At 45.0% G+C, this 23,699-nt stretch carries 19 protein-coding genes; 6 read left to right on the forward strand and 13 right to left on the reverse strand.

Features of this window, described 5'->3' with window-relative positions; all coding sequences use genetic code 11:
• Positions 1-990 (reverse strand): sensor histidine kinase (locus ACTIE6_RS05360; protein WP_439555646.1); only part of this gene is annotated, 990 nt, incomplete at its 3' end.
• 170 nt (positions 991-1,160) lie between these two features.
• Here ACTIE6_RS05360 and ACTIE6_RS05365 point away from each other — a divergent pair.
• Positions 1,161-2,183: a LacI family DNA-binding transcriptional regulator gene (locus tag ACTIE6_RS05365; protein ID WP_439555647.1), complete on the forward strand. Its 1,023-nt coding sequence runs from the start codon at positions 1,161-1,163 to the stop codon at positions 2,181-2,183.
• A gap of 86 nt (positions 2,184-2,269) precedes the next feature.
• A complete protein-coding gene (locus ACTIE6_RS05370; RefSeq protein WP_439555648.1) occupies positions 2,270-2,911 on the forward strand; it encodes a bifunctional 4-hydroxy-2-oxoglutarate aldolase/2-dehydro-3-deoxy-phosphogluconate aldolase in 642 nt (213 codons plus the stop codon).
• A 101-nt stretch (positions 2,912-3,012) separates the two neighbouring features.
• On the opposite strand, the gene ACTIE6_RS05375 is transcribed toward ACTIE6_RS05370, so the two are convergent.
• Together ACTIE6_RS05375 and ACTIE6_RS05380 are read right to left on the reverse strand one after the other, a co-directional pair.
• Entirely contained in the window at positions 3,013-3,327 is a 315-nt protein-coding gene (locus ACTIE6_RS05375) for a helix-turn-helix domain-containing protein (RefSeq protein ID WP_439555649.1), read from the reverse strand.
• Between the two features lie 13 nt (positions 3,328-3,340).
• On the reverse strand, positions 3,341-3,679 hold the full coding sequence (locus ACTIE6_RS05380; protein ID WP_439555650.1) for a type II toxin-antitoxin system RelE/ParE family toxin: 339 nt from the start codon (positions 3,677-3,679) through the stop codon (positions 3,341-3,343).
• A 236-nt stretch (positions 3,680-3,915) separates the two neighbouring features.
• Between ACTIE6_RS05380 and ACTIE6_RS05385 the strand changes: the two genes are divergently transcribed.
• Both ACTIE6_RS05385 and ACTIE6_RS05390 read left to right on the forward strand, forming a co-directional pair.
• Entirely contained in the window at positions 3,916-4,383 is a 468-nt protein-coding gene (locus tag ACTIE6_RS05385) for a nuclear transport factor 2 family protein (RefSeq protein ID WP_439555651.1), read from the forward strand.
• A 516-nt stretch (positions 4,384-4,899) separates the two neighbouring features.
• The gene (locus ACTIE6_RS05390; protein ID WP_439555652.1) at positions 4,900-7,137 is read left to right on the forward strand and encodes a bifunctional alpha,alpha-trehalose-phosphate synthase (UDP-forming)/trehalose-phosphatase; all 2,238 of its coding nucleotides are present in this window, start codon (positions 4,900-4,902) and stop codon (positions 7,135-7,137) included.
• Positions 7,138-7,189: 52 nt separating this feature from the next.
• On the opposite strand, the gene ACTIE6_RS05395 is transcribed toward ACTIE6_RS05390, so the two are convergent.
• From ACTIE6_RS05395 to ACTIE6_RS05415, 5 genes are all read right to left on the reverse strand, one after another.
• A complete protein-coding gene (locus ACTIE6_RS05395) occupies positions 7,190-7,441 on the reverse strand; it encodes a hypothetical protein (RefSeq protein ID WP_439555653.1) in 252 nt (83 codons plus the stop codon).
• A gap of 225 nt (positions 7,442-7,666) precedes the next feature.
• Positions 7,667-8,740, reverse strand: a complete 1,074-nt coding sequence (locus tag ACTIE6_RS05400; protein WP_439555654.1) for a dipeptidase — start codon at positions 8,738-8,740, stop codon at positions 7,667-7,669.
• A 10-nt stretch (positions 8,741-8,750) separates the two neighbouring features.
• The gene (locus ACTIE6_RS05405) at positions 8,751-9,860 is read right to left on the reverse strand and encodes a D-TA family PLP-dependent enzyme (RefSeq protein WP_439555655.1); all 1,110 of its coding nucleotides are present in this window, start codon (positions 9,858-9,860) and stop codon (positions 8,751-8,753) included.
• A gap of 281 nt (positions 9,861-10,141) precedes the next feature.
• Positions 10,142-10,621: a RidA family protein gene (locus tag ACTIE6_RS05410; protein ID WP_439555669.1), complete on the reverse strand. Its 480-nt coding sequence runs from the start codon at positions 10,619-10,621 to the stop codon at positions 10,142-10,144.
• A 192-nt stretch (positions 10,622-10,813) separates the two neighbouring features.
• Positions 10,814-12,127: a GntT/GntP/DsdX family permease gene (locus tag ACTIE6_RS05415; protein WP_439555656.1), complete on the reverse strand. Its 1,314-nt coding sequence runs from the start codon at positions 12,125-12,127 to the stop codon at positions 10,814-10,816.
• Between the two features lie 283 nt (positions 12,128-12,410).
• Here ACTIE6_RS05415 and gyrA point away from each other — a divergent pair, with 283 nt between their 5' ends.
• Positions 12,411-15,041, forward strand: a complete 2,631-nt coding sequence (gene gyrA / locus ACTIE6_RS05420; RefSeq protein WP_439555657.1) for a DNA gyrase subunit A — start codon at positions 12,411-12,413, stop codon at positions 15,039-15,041.
• A 73-nt stretch (positions 15,042-15,114) separates the two neighbouring features.
• On the forward strand, positions 15,115-16,575 hold the full coding sequence (locus tag ACTIE6_RS05425) for a tetratricopeptide repeat protein (RefSeq protein ID WP_439555658.1): 1,461 nt from the start codon (positions 15,115-15,117) through the stop codon (positions 16,573-16,575).
• Between the two features lie 104 nt (positions 16,576-16,679).
• Here ACTIE6_RS05425 and ACTIE6_RS05430 read toward each other — a convergent pair whose 3' ends face one another.
• The 5 genes from ACTIE6_RS05430 to ACTIE6_RS05450 form a co-directional block, all read right to left on the reverse strand.
• Positions 16,680-17,645, reverse strand: coding sequence for a glycosyltransferase family 2 protein (locus ACTIE6_RS05430; RefSeq protein ID WP_439555659.1), 966 nt, complete (start codon positions 17,643-17,645; stop codon positions 16,680-16,682).
• A 21-nt stretch (positions 17,646-17,666) separates the two neighbouring features.
• Entirely contained in the window at positions 17,667-18,614 is a 948-nt protein-coding gene (locus ACTIE6_RS05435; RefSeq protein WP_439555660.1) for a glycosyltransferase family 2 protein, read from the reverse strand.
• Between the two features lie 416 nt (positions 18,615-19,030).
• Positions 19,031-19,900: a hydroxypyruvate isomerase family protein gene (locus tag ACTIE6_RS05440; RefSeq protein WP_439555661.1), complete on the reverse strand. Its 870-nt coding sequence runs from the start codon at positions 19,898-19,900 to the stop codon at positions 19,031-19,033.
• 19 nt (positions 19,901-19,919) lie between these two features.
• Complete coding sequence (locus ACTIE6_RS05445; protein WP_439555662.1) at positions 19,920-20,816, reverse strand: hydroxypyruvate isomerase family protein; 897 nt, start codon at positions 20,814-20,816, stop codon at positions 19,920-19,922.
• 139 nt (positions 20,817-20,955) lie between these two features.
• Positions 20,956-23,652, reverse strand: coding sequence for a c-type cytochrome (locus ACTIE6_RS05450; protein ID WP_439555663.1), 2,697 nt, complete (start codon positions 23,650-23,652; stop codon positions 20,956-20,958).
• Positions 23,653-23,699: the final 47 nt, after the last annotated feature.

Consider the following 23,699-nt stretch of genomic DNA (forward strand, 5'->3'; position numbering starts at 1 on the left):
GACTTTGATTTCAAGTCCGCTATTACTAACAGTCGCTTTAATGCGGATCAATGCGTCGGTAGTCAGATCTGAGATACCGTGTGTAATGGAGTTCTCAACAATTGGCTGTAAAATCAGCTGCGGTACAGGGTACAGTTCAGATGCAGGATCGATCTCGTATTCCACTTTCAGCCGGTCCTGAAACCTGACCTGCTGAATGCTGAGGTACTGGCGTGTGAGTTTAAGTTCTTCCTGCAATGGAATAAAATCAGCTTTTTGGTTGATCAGAACAGCACGCAGCAAGTCGCTCAAAGTCGTGATCATGACGGTAGCTTTCCGAATATCATTTTTGATCATCAGGCTAATCACGGCGTGGAGCGTATTGAACAGGAAGTGCGGATTGAGCTGCATTTTCAGGGATTGCAGCTGTGCATTGGCCAGCTGGCTCCGCAGTTGTTCATTATTTAGCTCTATATCAAAATGCTGCTGCTTTAAAGCCTGGTAGCGATAGATATAAGACACTTTATTAAAGCCCACTACCAACAAAAGGTACTGTGCAAAGCTGCCGGCGAAGCCGAAATAAAAGGAAAACAGGTATTTTTCAAGCGGAATAGACTTGCCTGCCACTTTGAACATCAATGGATTGGTGACGAAATAATGCACCAGGTTCACAAACACATTCAAAAAGCCAACAATCAACAGGTGGATTAAAATGGCTTTCAGGAGCGAACCGTCGCGACCTTTGAATGCGATAGGCACTTTGAGCGAAGCCCAGAGTACAAGCGGCGTGGTTGACCACCAGAATAACCCGTCCAGGAACCAGATAAAAAGCTCATTTGGCTGCATGGTGAAACCTTCACGAATGCGCCAGAGCATGGTGAGCTGCCACAAGGTGATCAGTGCGAAAATACTCCAGTAGCAGAAGGAATACCACCAGAACTCTTTTTCGGAGAGCGGCAACTTGGATTGATCGAGCAGTTTTCTCAGGAAACTATTTCGCTTTTCTGGCACGTCTGTAATATCGGAAGGATGTAGATTGCAAAATATGCATAGCAAATTATGCTTTTCAACGCATTTACTTAAACCGTTGGCTCACTTATCCGGACCGTGGTAAATGGGTCTGTAATGCCTATGTTGGGTAGAGAAAGGATTTTTGCTTGTTTTATGTGAAAGTGACTTCAATGAAAAAAGCCTCCCTCAAGGATATTGCACAGAAAGCCGGCGTTTCCACTGCGCTTGTTTCTTACGTTTTAAATGGAAAAGAGCGGGAAACGCGGGTAGGGGAGGCTATTGCGAAGAAAATCAGGGAAATTGCGTTGGAGCTCAACTACCAGCCCAATCACCTCGCAAAGAGTCTGCGCAGTGGCAAAACACATACAATTGGTCTGATTATCGCCGATATTTCAAACCCGTTTTTTGCGAACATCGCGCGGGTTGTGGAGGACGAAGCCAAGCGGAATGGATACACGGTAATTATCGGCAGCTGCGATGAAAATGCGGATAAATCCTGGGACTTACTGAACGTATTGATTAACCGGCAGGTAGACGGAATCATCATCGTTTCCTCCGAAGGTTCTGAAAGCCAGATTCAATATCTGAAAGAAAGAAAGATCCCGTTTGTACTCCTGGACCGACATTTCCCCGAAATTCAAACCGATTTCGTAGCGACAAACAATTACAAAGCTTCCTATGATGCAGGCATTCACCTGATCAATGGAGGGTATACCCGGATCGGTATCATTGCTTATGATTCCAAAATGTACCACATGGAAGAGCGCGTACGCGGTTATAAACAAGCACTCGCCGCTAGTCAGATCCGGTTTCAGGACGAATGGTTAAAACAGGTCCGTTTTGATAAAATGGAAGGCCAGGTAAGAATTGCTATTGATCAGGTACTTTCGCTGCCGGAGCCGGTGGAGGCACTTATATTCGCAACTTACGGACTAGCGATTAATGGTCTGAGATATATCAATGAACTCCGGCTCAAAGTGCCGCAGGATCTCGCGATTGTCAGCTTTGGTCAGGCGGAAGTTTTTGACCTGTACTATTGTCCGATCTCCTATCTTCGCCAGCCGCTTGAATTGTTGGGAAAAACGGCAGTGGAATTTCTACTGGCCAAATTGGTTAATCCCGAAGAGGAAGTAAGGCAGATCCTGATGGAAGCGCGATTGATCGAAAGAGAATCATCCCGTGCTAAGAAATAGCATTGGATTTTTGGAGTGAGTCGACGCTGGAAGGATCGCAGCGCAAAAGAAGTCATTACTAATTAAGTAGCTAGTAACCAGTAAAAATGAATAAAGAAAAATTTTCCTTTCCGTTATTTGAAAAAGCGCCCCTGGTAGGAATTATCCGGAATGTAGCGTTGGAAGATATCAAGCACATTCTTCCTGTTTACAGGGAAGCTGGTCTTACTACGGTTGAAATTACCATGAACACGCCAGGCGCAGCTGACATAATCCGGTATGCTGTAGAACATGAAGCAGCGAGACTGAATATAGGAGCAGGTACAGTTTGCACGAAAGATGATCTGAAAAGTGCATTGAATGCGGGCGCTCAGTTTATTGTGACACCGGTGATCAGCAAAAAAGTGATCAAATCGTGTGTGAAAAAGGAAGTACCGGTATTTCCCGGTGCATTTACTCCCACCGAGATCTACAATGCATGGAGCCTCGGAGCAACAATGGTAAAAATTTACCCGGCAACTTCCCTCGGACCTGAATACATCAAAGACCTCAAAGCGCCTATGAACCAGCTCAAACTTCTCCCAACAGGAGGCGTGGGGCTGGATAACATGGTCGCTTTCATGAAAGCAGGCGCAAATGGTCTGGGTATAGGCGGGCAGCTATTTGATAAGAAATTGATCCAGAATAAAGATTGGGAAGGCTTAAAAAACCATTTCCAACAATTTGTTCAAAAGCTCACCGAGATGTAATCTAGCAACGACTACTTTTTAGAAGTATGATACATTTCATACTAAAAATAAATATCCAACATTAGATACTTTAAAATTGTACATAATGTACATGTAGGTAGCTACTTTTCGACATTGATGCTGATATGAGGGAGCTCCACATGAAGCTGTACTTTGGCTTTCAACGCAGCAAACACACGTATTAAAGTATCCAGTGTCATGTTAGCTGCATTATTCTCCAATTTTGAAATCTGCGCTTTTTGTACACCCACAAGCTTCCCCAGTTCTTCCTGAGTAAGCTGCCTTTCAAGACGGGTGTCCCTGATTGCTTTACCCACTAGGTCTATCTGCAGGTTGTACTCGAACCTGTCCCGGGCCGGTGTCCCGATCTTGCCGATTAATTCGTCCTGTACCTCGTCAAGTGTGAAAGTTTTCATTTTTTTGAACGGTTTATTTTTCGTCAAAATACTTACTTCTTAATTTTTGAGCTCTGCCTACTTCATTTTCCGACACTTTGCTTTGCTTCTTGATAAAACCATGTGTCGCAATGACCATTGTTTGTTCTGCCTGAGACTTGTCCCAAAATGCAAGGAGCCGGTACTGCAAACCTTGATACAATGTCCGGAATTCCCATATTTCACTATTCAGCTTCTTTAAAAGCTCCGGATCATTCTTAGCTTGTGCCTTCCTGACGTTGTACAATATCTTTTCTGAATGCTTCTTGTCCAGTCCTTTCAAAAAGGTAAACGCCTCTTCGAGGAATTTCACCTCAAATAATTTCTCAACCATAAAGGTACAATTTTTTAGTTTCTATATAAGGAAACTCTCAAATTTTTAAGATTTTTCCCTATTTCCATTTTAGACGTAGCATTAACAGGAAAGTAACTGTGGATCTGGCTTTATTTTCGTGGGGATCGGCTGCGAACACGTCATTTATGGTCGTATCTGCCTAAAAAGCCAGTATAGAACGGGATTGATGGTATTTTAAAGTCAGGAAACAATTATAACCTTAAATTACCTTTTGCATGAAAAGTGCTATCACAAGAAGCTGGTCGGGCATTTGCCTGGCTTTTTTGTTAATCACGCTACTAACCCCACAATCAAGTATGGCGCAAAGCAAGGAAGAATCAGAAGTTGCAAAAGCAGTGGAATCTTTGAAGTTGCTGCTTGTGGAACCCAATGAAAAAGGGCTTCTGGCAATTTCTTCGAAAGACCTGAGCTACGGTCATTCAAATGGATTGGTTGAAGATCAGAAAACATTCGTTGAGTCGCTGATGACTGGAAAGTACGACTTTGTAACCATGGATCTTACCGAACAAACTATCAAGATAGTTGGCAATGCGGCGATTGTTCGTCACATTCTTACTGCTAAAACGAATGACGCCGGAAAAGGCTCCGGTAATGCCAACATCAAAGTATTGCAAGTGTGGCAGAAGCAGGCGGGAGGCAAGTGGATCCTGATAGCCCGCCAGGCTGTGAAGATCGTCGCTTAACAATTAAGAAAATTCGGATGAGAGCGGCAGGAGCAATCTTGCCGCTTTTTGTTTCTCACAAGAATGGGTTATACACCAAAAAAATGGCGGTCATTTCTGACCGCCTGCAACCCACAACAAAGAGTGGCACAGTATTAATCTGCGATTACGTGATTGTAGTCCAGGACTAATCTAGGGTTTTCTTTCGAAACCTGTATTTGTGTTCAATCATCACATTATTCTGCGGAAAACAGCACTTTAACATGCTTGCGAAGTAACCTGAGGATTACTTTGCGGTTCGCCAGAAGCGACTCCTGTAATGTGATGGACGAGGTTGCGGAAGCTAAGCTAATGCAATTTCAGGCAAAGCCAAAATCTGCCTAGTAGAAAAAACCCCAGATTGTGTACCGAATTGTTCAGAAGAACTGGCTGTCGCTGAGTGCGCGTTTGTGCTTCTTTCAGGTTTGGTTTGGACACATGTCAGCATTCCGGCGATTTAGGTCGGAATGGCACAATTTTGACGTAAAACAGTTGTCTATGGAAAATTTAACAGATAATGGTAGTGCAGGAAGATTAATAATTGTCGCATATCGCCTGCCTTTCAAGCTGGTTTGGGAAGATGATCAGCCCCGGTTATTCCAAAATTCTGGCGGTCTGGTCTCCGCCGTTTTGTCGCTTGTAAAAGACACCAGCAATGCTGCTTTCAATGCGAATGAGAAGATTCAATGGGTCGGGTTTTCGGAGAACACGCAGGAGGAGCTGGAAGGGCAGTCTATGGAAAACGACGACTTCCAGGCACATCCGGTTTTCATTCCCGAAGAAATGAATGAAAACTACTATGAAGGTTTTTGTAATAACCTTATCTGGCCGCTCTGCCACTACTTCCCTTCGCTGGCCCGTTTTGAAGATGCTTATTTCGAAGCATATCAGCAGGCTAATCAGCTTTTCTTTGAAAAACTGTCAGAGATCGTCAGACCTGGCGACGTGGTCTGGGTGCAGGATTACCAATTGATGCTCCTTCCTGGTATGATCCGGGAGAAATTTGCCTCTAATAAGGTGGGCTTCTTTTTTCACATACCATTCCCTTCTTACGAACTTTTCCGCATGTTGCCGACGAGCTGGCGGAAGGCGATTGTGAACGGGATTTTGGGGGCTGATGTGGTTGGCTTTCATACCAACGATTATGTTGAGTACTTTCTGAAAGCAGCCCGACTGGTATCAGAGCACGGCAACAAGCTGCATTACATTAATATGAGCAACCGGATCGTGAAGGTTGATTCATTTCCGATCAGTATTGATTTTGCCAAATTCGATGAAGCTTACGATAAACCGGAAGTATTGCACGCCAGGGAAGAGGCACGGCAATCTTTGAAGGAGAAGATTATCTTTTCAGTGGACAGGCTTGATTATTCAAAGGGCATTATTCACCGTTTGCGTGGTTACCAGCGGTTTTTAGAAAGATATCCCGAGTGGCACGAGAAGGTTTCCTTTGCGATGGTCGTAGTACCGTCACGAGATACCATCGAGCAATACCAGCAGATGAAGTCCGATATTGATCAAACAGTCGGGAAGATCAATGCAGATTTTGGAAGTATATCCTGGCAGCCCATTATTTATCAGTATCGCTCAATGCCCTACGATGAGCTTGTGGGCATGTACACTGCCAGTGATGTAGCACTGATCACACCCGTGCGCGACGGGATGAATCTGGTTTGCAAAGAATATGTTGCCAGTAGGAAAGATCGCCGGGGAGTGTTGATTTTGAGTGAAATGGCAGGTGCTGCTGCGGAGCTTGGTGAAGCTTTGATAATTAACCCACTTGACCGGCAGGATATTGCAGACGCAATCAAGCTTGCATTTGAAATGCCCGAAGAAGAACAGATAAAACGAATGGACGCCATGCGTGAGCGCATCAGAGACTACGATGTTTTTGCGTGGACAAACGATTTTTTTACCCAAATGACAATGCTGGAACAAGAACACGAAAGATTAAAACAAGCTTTTTTGACCGACAATGGAATTATCGCGATCCGCCTGGCTTACCGAAATGCCTCTAACCGGATCTTGTTTTTTGATTATGATGGTACACTCGCGCCAATTGTGCCGGATCCTTCAAAGGCCATTATTTCACAAGATGTAAAAAACCTGATCGGCGAAATTGCCAGGCGTGATACCGTCGTTATTGTGAGCGGAAGGGACAAGTTGTTCCTGGATAATCTCTTCAACGACTTACCCGTGCACATGATCGCCGAACACGGCGCTTTGATCAAATTGAAAGGTGAAGAGGAGTGGACATTAAACGAAAATTATGAGGAGGGATGGAAAGATAATATCCGCCCCATCATGGATATGTACGCCAAAAGATGTCCCGGCGCATTTGTGGAGGAAAAGGAAACGTCACTAGCGTGGCATTACCGCACTGCTGACGACCCGGAATACGCAACGCGCCGCGCTCAGGAGTTGCTCTGGCAATTAAAAAACTACATTCAGCCGGAAATGAACCTGCAGGTAATAGACGGGAACAAGGTGGTGGAGGTTAAGAAGACTGCATTCAACAAGGGAACCGCAACGAGGATGTTTGTAGATAACGGCAGCTATGACTTCGTTTTGGCAATCGGGGATGATACTACGGACGAGGATATGTTTGAAGCATTGCCGGAAACATCCTATACGATTAAAATCGGAGATGATTTATCTGCCGCCCGGAACCATATCAAAAGTCAGCAAGAGGTATTTCACTTTCTCAACTTCATGGTGTCTGCTGATCAGGAGTAGGCGTGCTCATAAACAAAAGCGGCCCGGCGATCATGCCGAGCCGCTTTTGTTTTCAGGCGACAGCAAGTTCGCCGCTGGAATCGAGGTTTTCAAGTTTGATGAAGTGACAAACATACCCGGCGGATCTTAATGCAGTCTGGATCACTTTGAAGTCTGAAAGCTCCGAGGTGAGGGTAAGCATTAAATCCTGGAAATCGTAAGCCCAATGTTTTACGTTCAATTGTTTGAGGCAATCGTGGAGGCGTTGAAATGACTTATTGTGTTTGATCCGCGTTCTAAACGAAATCTTATATGTGTTTTTCATTCTGGCTAATTAACGGTCTGTTGATATTCAATCTGGCATTCGCTATGGATCAAAGATGCTAATTATTTATAATAATTCCAAATAAGAAGCTCCAATTTCCAGCTTTATACGTAAACAAAAAAGCCTCGCAATTCGTAAGTCCGAAATTGCGAAGCTTTTCTGAGAAAGGTTTTATTATATTATTAAGAAAATATTAGATTTTACATTAATTACTTTACACAACAATCAACCCGCCCAGGCAACCCGCAGAAACTCAACCCAGTTCTTCCACATAATCTTCTCAATGTCTTCGTCGGAGTAACCGCGGGAGGAGAGCAGGGGAGCAATAGTTTGCAGGTCGGCAATGGAGTCTAAATCGCCGGGAGATTGTTCCTTTCCGTAAGCACCGTCAAGGTCGGATCCAACTCCAACATGATTTGCATTGCCTGCAATCTGGCAAATGTGATCAATATGCTGGACGATGTGCGCGATCTTCAATCCGGTACTTTCGGGCGTGGACTTACCTCTTATCCAGCCCGGAATCATCATCCAGGCGTCAAATGCCATTCCGATCACTGCGCCTCTTTCGATCAGCGCCCTGATCATTTCATCCGAAAACTGGCGGTTGTGAGGTGTAATGGCGCGTGTAAGATTGTGGCTCGCCCAGACCGGACCTTTATATATGTTGAGCGCCTCCCAAAATGCAGTGTCGCACAAGTGCGTCGCATCGAGGATCATATTCAGCCTGTCCATTTCGGCAAGCAAGTCTTTGCCTTTTTGCGACAAAGGTGCATCAGAATCCGTACCGTAGGCATATATGCCGGGCCCGTAATGCGCGGGACCAATGGCGCGCAGTCCGTAGTTGTAAGCGAGTTCCAGGTTTTTCAGGCTTATCAGCGAATCCGCGCCTTCCAGACTCAATATGTAGCCGATCGGCAGGTTTTCGGTTGAAGCGGCATTTTGCCAAAGTGACAGATGCGCTGTGAGTTGCTCGAAATTCGTAATCTGGAACATTTCACCTGCTTCTTCCATGGCTTTATACCACGCGATTTGAGCCTGACTTTGTGCCCAGGCTTGTGCCTGTGAATGCCAACCCGGAATCTTGCTGTCAGGCTTCACAAACCTTGCAATTTGCGTTGCAACGCAGACGCCGATATTTCCTTTCCGCATTTCCGGAAAACTGACTACGCCTTTGCCCCGGTCGGGTTTGTCGGTCAGGTTCTTTTCCCGCTCTCTTATGGCATAAAGATCCTGGGTCAGGTCCCGGTTCCATTCCACCGCGTTCATGGAGAGATCGAGATGGGCATCAAATAAAAACATACGAATTGATTTAAATAGTTAATCTCCTGCTTCGTGCGACAATCTTCCATTCGCCTTTGATCGCACCGTTTTCAATGACCGTGGCAAAGTCGTGGAGTGCAACTGTCGGGCAAACGTGATAAGGTAATGCGTAGAAAACATCACAGATATTGACTGACTCCCAAACATCACTATTTACCTGCAAAACACCGTGTTCTTCACTCTGGCTAAGCAACGTGTATCCATTCAGGTTCAAAATGCGCAGGCGGTTTTCAATCGGATTTTCCGCCGCTATTGCTTTGTGTCCCAAGTCAATGGTAAGTATCCCGGTAGTAGGTTTTGAGACAACGCGGGTCAGTATCAATGCCGCATGCTCGAAAGGCTGGCCATCGAAACGGTCGCCATAACCCCAGTCCCAAAGTATGTTTGTACCGGGACTCAGATACACATTCTCGCGCAGCGCATGAACAGTAAAAGAAGGAGAGCCGCCGACTATGATCATGGGATCGCGCCCGATGTCATTTTTGACCAGGTCGATCAGTGGCAATACTTCATCGTATGCAGCATCACTCGCGATTTTTCGTTCAGAGAATTCGGGATTACGGATATGTCCGTCATACACATGCAATCCGCTTACTTCCAGATGTGACATTGTCGTGAGATACCTGTAAAGCGAAAGCAGCGAACCATCGGTCGGGTGACCAGAACGGTCCATTCCATTGTTAATGTCGATAAACACACTTGCTTTCAGTCCTCGGTCCAGTGCGGCATCGTTAAGCTGGTTAGCCGATTTCTCGTTATCTACAAGCGATGAAAAGACAACGTAAGGAAATGCCTCTTTCAGCCGGAACAGTCGCTCGATATTCGGGCCCACCATCTGGTAGGAAATCAGGATCCACTTTGCACCTGCATTGGCAACCATCTCAGCTTCGGCAATCGTCGCGCACTTGAATTTGCTGATTCCCTGTTCAAGCTGAATGGCGACGATCTCCGCGCATTTGTGGGTTTTTACGTGAGGAACAAGCCGCTCCGCACTCCCCGCAATGCTGATCATCCCCCGGATATTATGACGTATCCGGTCTTCAAAAAACAGCAACGAAGGCGAAATGACCTGATCGGGGTTATTTAGTTGGTACCACATTTTTGGTTTAATGATGAATGATTGAATGATTGAATGAGCGGTCGCCGATGCGATGAGTGAGTGAGTGAGTGAGTGAGTGAGTGAGTGAGTGAGCGGTCGCCGATGCGATGAATGAGTGGTTGATGAGTGAATTGCTGATTAGTAAGTTATTTATATGGCATCGATCAACATTACACTGGAACCGAACTTAACTAACAAGAAAGTCCTCAACTATTCAGTCATTCAATCATTCAGTCATTCAAAATTGGCTTTATTCACTCATTCACTCATTCAAAATTGATCTACTTCTCTTCAAGCTCAAACATTGCTTCTATCTCAACCGGAATGTTATCTGGAAGGCTGCCCATTCCTACGGCGCTTCTTACGCCGATTCCGTTTTCTTCGCCCCAGATCTTCGCGAAGAGTTCGCTGGCTCCGTTGATGATGAATGGATGCTTTTCAAAATCGGGGGTGCAGTTTACCATTCCGAGTACTTTTATTACTCTTTTCACCCGGTTCAGACTGCCCAGGTTTGCTTTCAAAGTGGAGAGAATTGTAAGTCCAACCTGGCGTGAGGCGAGTTTGCCTTGATCCTGATCCATATCCACACCGATTCTGCCGATGATCAATTTCGCATCATCTTGTACCGGCCCGTGTCCGGATACGTACACCCAGCGTTTGTCAACGATAATCATTGGTTTGTAAACGCCAAGTGGCTTGGGAGCGGGCGGAAGCGTAAGTCCAAGCGCCGCGAAATTTGCTTCAGGTGTATTTTCTATCATGATGATTTTGTTGTGTCTTACCCGTCCGCTGAAGCGAACGGTCAGGGATTTGGGTTTTTTTTCCATATCCATTTCCGTTCGTTTTAACGAACGGGAAAGGGGGGTGTTGATGAGAGATTTCTGTTTAGAGATGTGCCCAACAATCCATTTCCGTGCGTTTCAACGAACAGGAAAGGGGTGTTTGCCGGGGGGTTATCCTACGGTCAAAAACAAATTTAGTATCAAAACGCCCACTAATCCCATTATGGACACGATTGTTTCCATAACAGACCAGGTGAGCAGCGTGTCTTTGATGCTGAGGTTAAAGTATTCTTTGAAAAGCCAGAAGCCTCCGTCGTTGAGGTGTGAGAACATCAAACTTCCTGAACCAATGGACAGTACGATCAATTCCGGTTGTACAGAAGCATTGACCAGAAGCGGAGAAAGGATGCCCACAGTAGTCAGTCCGGCTACCGTTGCAGAACCTACGCAAACGCGGATCACAGCCGCAATTCCCCAGCTCAGAACAAGAGGAGATATGTCAATGCCGGCCAGGCTCTCTGCAATATAAGTACTCACACCACTGGCTGTCATGATTTCTTTGAACACTCCTGCACCAGCAATGATGAGCAGGATTACCGAAACACCTTTGAATGCCTCTTCCATTGATTTACTGATCTTCTTCATATCCATTCCGCGGGCTATGCCGAGCGTGTAGGCGGCGAAAAGTACGGACAGGAGCATACCGAAGTAAGGTTCGGCGAGAAGTCCGATGATTTTATTATCAGGATAATACCTTTTAATACCTGACATAGCTGTAAGAAGAAAAACGGGAAGTAATGCAGTAACTACACTGATCCCTAATCCGGGCAGTTCTGCGGTCGGTCTTGGTTTTACGTTAAAAAGATCTTCGTCTGGTTTGGGTTGAAAGCGTTTTAATGTTCTTCCGAATATCGGTCCCGCGACTGCAATTGCGGGGATAGATACGATAATACCATATAGAAGCGTCTGCCCCAGATCTGCATTTAGCTGGCTGGCGATGGCAGCTGGGGAAGGGTGGGGTGGGAGGTAGCCGTGCGCCACCGATAGTGCCGAAAGCATTGGAATACCCACATAAAGCAGGGGAAGCCGGGCAGTGGCGCTGATCATGAAAATCAATGGGATCACAATCACGAAGCCTGCATTATAGAAAAGTGGGATACCAATGACAAAGCCCGCCAAAGCCATTCCCCATTGAATGTATTTTTGTCCGAACAAACCGATAAGTGCATCTGTGATCCTTTGTGCGGCTCCGCTGTCGGCTACCATTTTCCCGAGCATTGCGCCGAAACCTACAATGAGAACGAGGTCACCAAGCGTTCCGCCTACACCTTTCTGAATTGCTTTACTGACTGTATCAACTGTTAACCCGCTCGCAAGGCCAAGACCAATCGATACAAGTAGGAACGAGATGAACGTGTCAATTTTGAGCCATGCGATCAGGAGAATCAAAGCCAGGATCGCAAAGAAAGTAAGTAGTAAGGGCATAATCGAAATGGTAGGAAAGTAAGCTAACGGTTATAAGCCGGAATAAAGCGTTTTTTAATGACAGATGCCAATATTGTTTTGCAGGACACAATAATTGGCATAAAATACACGGGATCACACATATAGCCGGACTACTGCCAAATAGCATAAAAGATAGTTGCTAGACTGGGCAAAAATCGCGAAATTTGACTTTTTACAAAGGATATTATTGCATTAATTCACTGGGCAGTTGAACATATCCAATCGCTCGTTTTAACAAATTTCGATTCTTTTCTAACACTTTATGGCAGAATCTTCTGGTGAAAACATTATCCCGATTAATATCGAGGATGAAATGCGTGGAGCCTACATCGATTATTCGATGTCTGTTATCATCTCCCGCGCATTGCCCGACGTTCGCGATGGCTTGAAACCGGTACACAGGCGGGTTCTCTACGGAATGTCGGACCTGGGCGTTAATTACAACCGTGCGCATAAAAAGTCAGCTCGTATAGTAGGGGAGGTTTTAGGGAAGTATCACCCTCACGGTGACTCTTCTGTTTATAATACCATGGTGCGTATGGCGCAACCCTGGTCACTGCGGTATCCATTGGTTGACGGACAAGGTAACTTCGGTTCTGTCGACGGTGATAATCCTGCGGCGATGCGTTATACGGAAGCGCGTCTGAAAAGAATTGCAGACGAACTTCTGAATGATCTGGGCAAGGACACGGTTGATTTTCAGCCCAACTTTGACGACTCACTGAATGAACCCACCGTACTTCCAGCCAAATTCCCGAACCTGCTTGTAAATGGTTCTTCGGGTATTGCAGTAGGTATGGCGACCAATATGGCGCCGCATAACCTGTCGGAGGTAGTTGATGGTGTGCTGGCCTACATTGACGATAATGAAATTACCATTCCGCAGTTGATGGAGCACATTAAGGCTCCTGATTTTCCAACCGGCGGTATTATATATGGTTACAATGGCGTAAGATCAGCTATGGAGACCGGCCGCGGAAGCATTATTATGCGTTCCAAAGCGATTTTCGAGGTTGCCAAAAATGGCCGCGAGCAGATCATTGTAACCGAAATCCCTTATATGACCAACAAAGCTGCCATGATCGAAAGGATCGCAGCTTTGATTAACGAGAAGAAACTTGACGGTATCTCGGATATCCGTGACGAGTCGGATAGAGATGGAATGCGGATTGTGTTTGATCTTAAAAAAGATGCGATTCCTAATATTGTACTGAACCACTTGTTCAAGTACACGCCGCTGCAGACTTCTTTTGGTGTGAACAACGTGGCGCTTGTAAAAGGCCGCCCCGTCACATTGAACCTGAAAGACCTGATCAAGCACTATGTCGATCACCGGATCGTGGTAATCACACGCCGCACAGAGTATGAGCTGAGAGAAGCTGAAAAGCGCGCGCATATTTTGGAAGGTTTGATTATAGCGCTCGATAACCTTGATGCTGTTATTTCATTGATCCGCAGCTCGCGTGATCCTGAAACGGCGAAAAATGGTTTGATGGAGCAATTTGCATTGAGCGAGATCCAGGCGAAAGCGATTCTGGAAATGCGTTTGCAAAGATTGACAGGCCTGGAAAGAGACAAGATTGTGAAGGAGTACGAAGAAATTATGCTCCTGATTGCAGACTTGCGTGACATTCTTGCCAATGAATACCGTAAATACGAGATCATTAAGACGGAGTTAACAGAGATTAAAGAACGTTACGGAGACGAGCGCCGGACAAAAATCGAGTTTGCTGCGGAAGAATTCAGCGATGAGGATATGATTCCTGACGATGAAATGCTTATCACGATCTCGAATGAAGGATATATTAAAAGAACACCTCTGGCTGAGTACCGTACGCAGACAAGGGGAGGAGTAGGGTCTCGCGGCGTGAAAACCAAGGATACTGACTTCACCGAGCACTTGTTCTCTGCAACCATGCTCAACTACCTGCTGATCTTCACTGAGTACGGTAAGTTGTTTTGGATGAAGGTGTATGAAGTGCCGGAAGGTAGCAAGACCTCGAAAGGCCGACCGATCCAAAATCTGATCAGTCTGGAAAATGGAGACTCAATCAGGTCGGTAATTAATGTGCGTACATTGTCAGATGAGGATTATATCAACAATAATTACCTCATAATGTGTACCCAGCAGGGCACAATCAAGAAGACTTTGCTGGAAGCTTACTCACGACCACGTGCGAATGGAATCATCGCTATCTCGATCAATGAAGGCGACAGACTTTTAAATGTGGCGCTTACGAATGGAGACAATGATATTGTTATTGCGTCTAGTGCCGGCCGTGCGGTTCGCTTCAATGAAAAAGGAGTTCGTCCAATGGGAAGAACTGCCGCGGGAGTAAGAGGTATCAACCTGACCGAGCCAGGTAACAAGGTGATCGGGATGGTTTGTATCAACCGCGAAGATGCGCAGCTACTGGTGGTTTCGGAAAATGGTTTTGGAAAACGTTCGAATATAGACAGTTATCGCGTTACAAACCGCGGCGGTAAGGGGGTTTCCACCATGAATGCAACTGACAAGGTAGGCAAGCTGGTAGCAATCCGTGAAGTAACCGAACAGGACGATTTGATGATCATCACCAGAAATGGTATTGCGATCAGGATGAGCGTTTTGGATATCCGTTTGGCAGGAAGAAATACACAGGGCGTGAAACTGATCAGACTGAACAACTCTGACGAGATTACTTCTGTGACAAGAATCCTGAAAGATCCGGATGAAAAGGCAGCAGAACTTGACGAAGAAGGTAATGTAATCGCCAAGCCAATTACCGAAGGTGTGGTACTTGACGGGGACGAATTATTACCAACTGACGAGCTCGATGAAGAGGTCGATGACGACGTGATCGGAGACGGTGAGGAAGACGAAAATGACGCTGCTGATGAGCCAGAGGCATGATTTTTGTAAAAATTATATTAATTGATTTATATTTAGCAATCGAACAAACCAATCACAATCAAAGTTAATATTTATGAAAAGACTGTTTTTTTTATCTGCACTTAGCCTTTTCAGCCTGGCAGCAGTCGCGCAAGACGATGCTGTCAACAAGGCTCTGGTAGACGGATTTCGAAAGGAAAAAGAGAAAAGCGATAAAGATGTAACTGATCCAAAGGCGAGTGCGAAGGCTTCTTTCTGGATGGAGCGGGCTAAGTTGTACGAAAACATCGCGTCGCAAGCTTCTCAGGTCGATTCGAGTGCGGCAAAGACTGCGATGGAAGCATATAAAAAGGTTGTTGAACTTGACGTAACCAAGAAAGGGGAGCCAGGTAAATCTTCAAAAGAGGCAACCGCAGCACTTACAGCAGGAGAGGGCACCCAGCTTTTTAATGCATTCGTAAGACAGGGCGCTGAGAAGTATCAGGCAAAAAATTTGAACGGAGCGCTGGAAATGTTCTCGATGGCGCAGGAAATCAATAAGAAAGATACACTTGCTTCTTTGTATGCCGGTATTGCGGCGCAACAGTTGGACAAAAAGGAAGATGCCAAGAAATCTTTCGAAGCTTATGCATCCAATGGTGGTAAAGATCCAAGTGTATACTATGGTTTGGCTCAGCTGTATCGCGCAGAAAACAATTTCGATAAAGCAATTGAGACTTTGAATAAAGGATTAACCCAATCTCCGAACAACAAAGATCTTAAAGCGGAAGTCGTGAACATTTTGCTTGCATCTGGTAAAGAAGATCAGGCGATTAAGGAGCTTGAAGCTTTGGCAGCCGCTGATCCGAACAATACGCAAAACATTGTGAACCTGGCAATCCTGTATGATAACATGCAGAGAACAGCAGCTGACAAGATCAAGCAAATGAGCGCGAAGTCCGGATCAGGTGCAAATTCAGCAGCTACTTTAACTAAGAATCTTGAAAGCGAAAAAGGTAAGATCGAAGTTTATGACGGTGAAGTAAAGCGTATCGGCGCATTGATCAAGAAGCAACCTAAAAATGCTGATCTAAAACGTCAGCTTGCTGATGTGAATGCCAAGAAAAAAGAATCGCTTGCTGCAATTACCAAATTGGAAGGAGAAGTAAGTGCTGCGCAGGAAGCTGCAAAGAACAGTGCTGCATCAGGATCAGAAAAGGAATTGGCTGACCTGAAAGCAAAACAAGCAGACGCATCAAGCAAAGCAATGGCTAACTATCAGAAGGTATTGCAAATTGACGCTGCTAACTACGACGCACTTTTCAACCTTGGCGTGTTCTACTTTAACGAAGCAGTTCAATTGAAAGGCGAAGTTGATAACATGAACATGACAGAGTATCAGCAAAGAGGTAAAGAAGTAGAAGGTCGCGTTTGTGGTAAATTCAAAAAAGCGAAACCTTACTTCGAAAAAGCGATCCAGGCGAAAGACGAAGCAGAAGCAAAAGAAACACTTGCAACTGTGAACAGCGTACTGGAACAATTTACAAGCAAAGGTGTTGCTTGTGTTGAGCAGTAAGCAATATTAGTTTTCAAAGTATTGGAAAGAGCAGTAGCGAGAGTTACTGCTCTTTTTTTGCGGTGAAGAGGTATAGTGAAATCATACTTAAAATTCTTCTCACATCACTTCGCGGACTTCCCAAACATTCGGTTCCATACCAATTTTGATTTCAATCCCCATATCTGACGATAGATGAATGCGTTCCGTTTTGACTTCTTGGTTTTTTGAATGAAGTACAACGTTTCATAATGTTCAAGAACAAATCGCGCGTATGTAACGGATAAATAGGAATGTAGCCGGGTCTCAAATAATTCCGCAAATTTTTTCACAAAAGCTGGATCTTTATTGAGCGTAAATCCGGCACAATGTCTGACCCATTTCAGTTCCCGTTCGAGTTTCACAACGTCTCGATTTTCGTGATAATGCTTGTTGACCGTCTTTCTGTAATTAAGTATATCAGTGGAATTACTGAAATGTTGCCTATAATCGACCAGGCTTTCCCGAACGCAATGGATTGTACCCAAATTGGCGGCCACATATGCTATCCAATGATCGTGAAAAAAATTGGGGTTGAATGGCAGAATATGTTTGAGAAGGTCTTTCCTGAACAAACAGCTATGACCGGAAACACAATTAAACAGTAAGAAAACCGCTGGCTGATCTCCATCGTAAAGATTGATCACATCTGACATTTTCTTATTTAGAGTAGCGCCATTTTCATCTATGAAATTGGAATCGTGGTATACCAGCTGGTGATTACCAATTTCTCTAATTAGTTGTAGTAACTTCTCGGGATGCCAGATATCGTCCTGATCTGACAAGGCGATGTATGTACCATTGCAAAATTGAAGAGCCTTCTCAAAATTCTTGCTGTAACCTATATTGACCTCATTTTTGTACAAGTGAATGAATGGATATTGCTGCTGATATTCAAGCAGAATATCCCATGAGCCGTCCGTGCTATTATCATCTACCGCGATGATTTCCTTATTTTCATAGCTTTGATTGATCAATGAATTCAGTTGTTCTCTCAAGAACCTTTCCCCGTTGTACACACAAAGTGCAATTGATATCAGCGGTTCATCCATGTTAATGCGTGTTTAGAAATCCTAGATGAAGCATGTAGCACGTATGAGTCTTCGGGCTTTTAGACCCCAGCTTTTCTTGATTATGAAGAACAGTTTGCTAGTACTGCTTTTCTTAAGAATATATAGCAGACTGGATCTGTTCTTCCAAATCGTATATGCGTAAGGAAGGTTAAAGAATGAGTTGTTTCTCCGAAGGCTTTTAAGATGTAGAGACTTCACGAAACTTTGCGAAGGCGATTCGATCAATGAGCAGGTTTCAAGCCAGTCGCTTTCCATCTGAGTTTTGTCTTTAATAATCCGGGAACCTGCACATCTCGTTGGTGAGGCCAGTAAGTTTGTGCAATTGTGATCATGAATTCGATATTGAACAAGGCTTTCGCAGACAAACTCGATTGATCCAGCGCAGCATGCAACGTAGGCAAGCCACTGGTCATAATGGAATTCGCTAGGGAAGGGTAGTGCGTAATTCAAGAGCGACCTTCGCATTAGTATCGTGTGGCCGGAAACACAATTCATGAAAAGAAACGACTCGGGCTTTGAACCCTTGTAGAAGTTAAACTTGCCGGACATTTTGCGGTCCATTGCTTTCCCACTGCTATCAATCAGATCTGAATCGCAATAGACAAGTACGTGATCTCGAATAGCTTGCAGTTGAACTTTCAGCTTTTCTTTACTCCAGACATCATCCTGATCGCATATCGCGATTAACTCGCCGGCGCAGAGTTTTAAAGCTTTTTCAAAATTCTTGTTGTAGCCTAATCTTGATTCGTTGGAATGTATCCGGATGAATGGATAAGCAGCGGCGTAACTCAGGAGAATGTCATATGTGAGATCTGTGGAACAATCGTCTACGACAACAATTTCTAAATTAGTGTATGATTGCGAGACAAGTGATTCTAATTGTTCCTTCAAAAATCGCTGCCCGTTGTAAGTGCAGAGAGCAACAGAAATGAGAGGCGTGTTTTTCATAATGTGAAAATTGTGCAGGAGCAATTTTCACATTATCATCAGAATCGACAGCAATTGATTAGCGTAGGGTACTTGTTCGTACTTAAGTGGTTATACTGTTGAAGTAAGGAGACGATTGAAGTATCTATTTAACATAATATAAATTATAGAACTTCTGTATATTGAATCTATGACGTCTATACATTTAATACTTTTACCACATTCAGCCAAGTTCTATGTGACAGGCTACCTCTTAACGATTTCAGTAGTTTGCGAAAGCGCCTGAGATTTGAATAATCCTGCCCGATATCAGGAGCTGAATCTCTAATCAAATCTCAGGCGCCGTGAATTCTCATTATTCGCTCCTAAGTCACTGCATTTCACACACGTTATGCCAAGTTAATTGCCTGCATGAAATCTCGGCAGTAATTTCAAAATCAGGCTATGTCACAGATTTCGACGCATTGTTTCAGTGAAGCAAGCGGCTCGCGTTTTGGGATAAACTCCTGAGCCACAAAGCCTTTGTAGCCTGTGTTTACAATCGCTTTCATGATTGCAGGATAATATAGTTCCTGACCTTCGTCGATCTCATTGCGTCCCGGAACTCCGCCTGTGTGGTAGTGACCAATGTATTTGTGATACTTGTTAATCGTTGCAATCACGTCGCCTTCCATAATCGACATGTGATAAATGTCGTAAAGCAACTTGAACCGCTCGGAACCGACCATTTCACAAAGTCCGGCTCCCCAGGCTGTGTGGTCGCACATATAATCGCGGTGGTTTACCTTGCTGTTCAGCAACTCCATGATCATCGTAATTCCGTACTTTTCAGCAGACGGCATTAACCTTCTGAGTCCGATCGCGCAGTTTCTCATCCCATCAATGTCCGACATGCCGCGACGGTTTCCTGAAAAGCAGATAACCGTTGAATATCCAGCTTCCTTTAATTTTGGAAAAAGATCCTCGTAACTCTTTACCAGTTCATCGTGTAAAGCCAGATCATTGAACCCTTTTTCGATTCCCATTCCTGCTCCGTTCGGCAACGCACAAGTAAGACCGTACTTTTTAAGGGTCGGCCAATCTTCGGGACCTAACAATTCAATAGAAGTAATTCCGATCTTTTTGCATTCCTGCGCAAATGTGTCGAGTGGAATTTTACCATAACACCATTTACAAACAGAATGATTGATTTTGCCTTTCAGCTTTGGACCGAGTGCTTTTTCGGTAGCTGCAAAAACATCAGATATAGAAAGCACACCAGCAGTACCAGCGGCAATATTTTTTAACGCGTTGCGTCGGCTTGACATAATTGTAAGTTTTGAATTATCAGGCAATGTCACAAATATTAACTCCTTGTTTGAGCGAAGCGATATCATTGTTGCGGCTGGGAACAAACTCCTGTCCTACAAATCCTTTGTAGCCCGTCTCAACAATTGCTTTCATGATCGTCGGATAATAAAGCTCCTGGGTTTCATCAATTTCATGTCTCCCCGGAACACCGCCCGTGTGGTAATGCGCAATGTACTTGTGATATTTTCGGATGGTGGCAATTACGTCACCTTCCTGGATCTGCATATGGTAAATGTCGTAAAGCAGCTTGAATTTTTCCGAGCCGATCATATCGCAGAGGCCCGCCCCCCACTCTGTCCGGTCGCACATATAGTCCTGGTGATTTACTTTACTATTCAGCAGCTCCATCACCAGCGTTACATTGTGTTTTTCACAAATTGGTATCAACCTTTTAATTCCAACTGCGCAATTTCGCATTCCATCCACGTCCGACATTCCGCGACGATTTCCCGAAAAACAGATGATCTTGTCATACCCCGCCGCCTGAACTTTCGGAATTACATCTTCAAATCCTTCTACAAGTTCGTCATGGTTGGCGGGATCATTGAAACCTTTGTCGATACTCCGCGTCAGGCCCTCGCCCCAGGGAAGCGCGCAGGTAAGTCCGTGTTTTTTGATAACTGGCCACTCTTCCGGTCCGAGCAGTTCAATGGAGGTGATACCAATTTTCTTGCACTCTTGTGCGAATGTTTCAAGCGGAATTTTGCCGTAACACCATTTGCAAACTGAGTGATTGATCTTTCCATTCAGCTGCGGGCCAAGTGCATTCTGTGAATCTGCGAATGCTTTAGACAATGAGGCTGTAAATGGCACGATCCCCGCTCCCACTGCGAGGTTTTTTAACACCTTCCTTCTACCTGATATTTTGGTCATTATGGAGATTAAAAAGTTGAACTGGCCTAAAAAAGTAGTGATGTCGCCGGTATTATCAGCCTTTACAGCCGGACAATACAACACGCGACACCACTATCTTAAGCTTAATAAATTATATTCTACTCAAAAAAAAGTTGGTCTACTTTCCACCTTTTGCAGCACCAGATTCAGTGTAAATCGGGTTGTTTTTGTTACCTCCCGACATCAGATATGCAACCAGATCGCGTAGTTCATTCGGGTTCAAACCGTTAATCAGACCCGGCAGCATCACGGACACAGTCGACAATTTCGTTGACGCCACTTCCTTTTTGCTAATCTTCCGTACTGTCTTGGAATCAAATGGATTTTGCGCAATGTAGTAGAAGTTAGCATCCTCATTCAACTGGCGACCTACTACCGACTGTCCATCTTTCAATGTATAAGCAATGGAAGCATATTGGTCAGATATCGTTTTATCAGGTTCGATGATAGATTCCAGCATATCTTTTGCAGAAAAGCGGGTCCCGAGCTGAGTCAGTTCCGGACCTACATCAGCGCCTTCTCCCTGGATTGCGTGGCAGCGGTTACAAAGAACTGCCGAGAAGATCATTTTACCACGCTCAAAATCCCGGTTGTTCAAGCTGTCCTGCACCAATGTAACCGCTTCGTCAAGCTTCCATCCGCGTCCAGGACCTTTCGGCGTATACAGCTTTACAAGATCATTTCCTGTTCCTGTAAGCAGCTCTGCGCCAGAAAGTTTATTATACTTAGCTACCTGATCCTGAGGTACATTCTTCAAAGCAAGCTGACGCGCTTTATCAATAAAACCAATGTAGCTGCGACCGCCCTGATAGCTGAATGCCTTTTTAAACCAGCTGAAATATTGCTCTCTCAAAGCGGGAGTCCAGCCCGTTTTGGCACTGCTCAGCATGATCGCGTAAAATGTCTGTTGCTGTGGGGGCATTTTTTCAAGCAAGCTCGCCAGGTCAAGACCATACTGCGGGTTTCTCAGGATCAGGTCAGCGGACGCGGTCACCATTTCGTTGTCCTTATCATCAAACTTCTCGTTTTTCTCTATCAACGCCAGTGTTTTTTCAACCACTTTTGGTGCTTCGAGTGTCACGAGAATTTTGCTCAAAAAGCGATTTTGAAGCGCATTAGGTGAAGGGTATTTTGGATTCAGATAAGCTATTATAGCTTGCTTTGTAGCTGCATCCGGCTGACCTGTACGGTACAATGTTACTTCCACAGCACGAAGCAAAGCTTGTTTTTGCAGATCATCCAGCTTGGCATAATCAATTTTCGTCAAACCTTTCAGGATAGGCCCTCCTACTTTGGTCGAGTCGCCCTCGCGTGCCAAAGCAATGGACGCGTAGATCAGCGTTTGAGGATCTTTCTCGGCATAAACTTTATTCTCCCATTCTGCAACAGGTTGATGTTCAATTGCCAACCGAGCCGCAAAACGCAGAAAGCGGTCAGGGCTTTTCAGATAAGGCCAGGCAGTAGCAACTGCTTTCGGGTCTTTTTTTGCGTGAAATTTCTCCAACTCCGTACGTTGCTTGTGCTCCGCAGTAAGTGTCGGCTTTACCGTATTTGAACCTGCCGGGATGTTTTTGTAGTCACCATAGTAAACGCGGTACAAATCAGATTCCAGTCGGCGGCCTCCGGTAAGGAAGTACAATGCGCCGTCTGGACCAATAGCCCCGTCCGTCAATGGAAGCGGTGCTCCCGATAAAAATTCTTCATGATCAGCCGAGTATGTGGATCCGTTTGGTTTCAAATGCAGCCCATGTACGATACCGAAACTCCAGTCGAATGCAAGCAGTGTGTTTTTGTACTTGGCGGGAAAACGTGCGTCACTCAGGTAGATCAGGTTGGTTGGAGAGCCTTGTCCGATATTCATGACCGGTGAGAGGAAGTCTGCAAATGCAGGTGATGTATTGGCTGATCCTGTTCTCCAACCGTAATCCCCGCCGCTTGTTGCATGACAAACGCGTGTAGGACGGTACCACGGAGTTCCAAAATCCCATTCCATATCTGAGTCATAAATGAAGAGGTCGCCAGCTTCGTTGAATGCGATATCGTAAGAGTTACGGTATCCTGCACTTACCAGCTCCCAATTTTTTCCTTCCGGATCAGTATGCGCGATCCAGCCGCCCGGCGCGTGCCTGTCAGCTGCGTGCCCGCGCGGATCTTTGATGAATGGGAAAAGGTTATCGTTCTTCCAATTAGGCATTAAACGGTAGCTATCCATTTTCGGCAGGTCGGTAAAGTTACCTGCCACTACATACAGCGACTGTTTGTCCGGTGACAGCACGATACTGTGCGGCCCGTGTTCTCCTTCGCCTTTCAGCGCTTTCAGCAATGTGATTTTATCATATTGATCATTGTTGTCTGTATCCTGTAACCGATACAATCCGCTACCTTTTGGGAATCTCGGGTTTTCGCGGTTATTGATCATTATATACAAACTGTTGAAAGCATATAATAACCCGTGCGCGTAGCCCATTGCAACTTTCGCCGTGTCGCCTTCCACTTTCAGCGTCTCTACTGTTGGTTTTTCTGTGGAACCAATCGGAGGAAGAACCAGCCGGAACAATCCGCCATACTGGTCTGAGGTAATCATGCGGCCTTTGTTATCGAAGGTCATCGATACCCACGAGCCATTTTTCTCCTCGGACGGACTATACAAATGTTCTGCTTTGAAACCTTCAGGTAATTTGATCTTGTCAACTTTCGAGCCCGGCGGACGATGTTTGGCGCTCCGGTTACTTAGCATCACCCCACAGAACACACACACAGCAATCAATACCGTAAGTGTCATCGGGAGTTTTAACCATTGGTTTTTCGTGTACATTTTACAGGGTTATGAGTGAATGATTGAATGAGTGAATGAGTGAATGA

The sequence above is a fragment of the Dyadobacter sp. genome (assembly GCF_051859145.1).
In the GTDB taxonomy this organism is placed as follows: Bacteria; Bacteroidota; Bacteroidia; order Cytophagales; family Spirosomataceae; genus Dyadobacter.

Coding starts and splice junctions, on each gene's coding strand:
- ACTIE6_RS05390 (WP_439555652.1), top strand. CDS start 4,900: ATGGAAAATTTAACAGATAATGGTAGTGCAGGAAGATTAATAATTGTC.
- ACTIE6_RS05405 (WP_439555655.1), bottom strand. CDS start 9,860: ATGTGGTACCAACTAAATAACCCCGATCAGGTCATTTCGCCTTCGTTG.
- ACTIE6_RS05435 (WP_439555660.1), bottom strand. CDS start 18,614: ATGAAAAACACGCCTCTCATTTCTGTTGCTCTCTGCACTTACAACGGG.
- ACTIE6_RS05380 (WP_439555650.1), bottom strand. CDS start 3,679: ATGGTTGAGAAATTATTTGAGGTGAAATTCCTCGAAGAGGCGTTTACC.
- ACTIE6_RS05440 (WP_439555661.1), bottom strand. CDS start 19,900: ATGTCAAGCCGACGCAACGCGTTAAAAAATATTGCCGCTGGTACTGCT.
- ACTIE6_RS05385 (WP_439555651.1), top strand. CDS start 3,916: ATGAAAAGTGCTATCACAAGAAGCTGGTCGGGCATTTGCCTGGCTTTT.
- ACTIE6_RS05400 (WP_439555654.1), bottom strand. CDS start 8,740: ATGTTTTTATTTGATGCCCATCTCGATCTCTCCATGAACGCGGTGGAA.
- ACTIE6_RS05425 (WP_439555658.1), top strand. CDS start 15,115: ATGAAAAGACTGTTTTTTTTATCTGCACTTAGCCTTTTCAGCCTGGCA.
- ACTIE6_RS05415 (WP_439555656.1), bottom strand. CDS start 12,127: ATGCCCTTACTACTTACTTTCTTTGCGATCCTGGCTTTGATTCTCCTG.
- gyrA (WP_439555657.1), top strand. CDS start 12,411: ATGGCAGAATCTTCTGGTGAAAACATTATCCCGATTAATATCGAGGAT.
- ACTIE6_RS05450 (WP_439555663.1), bottom strand. CDS start 23,652: ATGTACACGAAAAACCAATGGTTAAAACTCCCGATGACACTTACGGTA.
- ACTIE6_RS05395 (WP_439555653.1), bottom strand. CDS start 7,441: ATGAAAAACACATATAAGATTTCGTTTAGAACGCGGATCAAACACAAT.
- ACTIE6_RS05410 (WP_439555669.1), bottom strand. CDS start 10,621: ATGATAGAAAATACACCTGAAGCAAATTTCGCGGCGCTTGGACTTACG.
- ACTIE6_RS05430 (WP_439555659.1), bottom strand. CDS start 17,645: ATGGATGAACCGCTGATATCAATTGCACTTTGTGTGTACAACGGGGAA.
- ACTIE6_RS05370 (WP_439555648.1), top strand. CDS start 2,270: ATGAATAAAGAAAAATTTTCCTTTCCGTTATTTGAAAAAGCGCCCCTG.
- ACTIE6_RS05365 (WP_439555647.1), top strand. CDS start 1,161: ATGAAAAAAGCCTCCCTCAAGGATATTGCACAGAAAGCCGGCGTTTCC.
- ACTIE6_RS05375 (WP_439555649.1), bottom strand. CDS start 3,327: ATGAAAACTTTCACACTTGACGAGGTACAGGACGAATTAATCGGCAAG.
- ACTIE6_RS05445 (WP_439555662.1), bottom strand. CDS start 20,816: ATGACCAAAATATCAGGTAGAAGGAAGGTGTTAAAAAACCTCGCAGTG.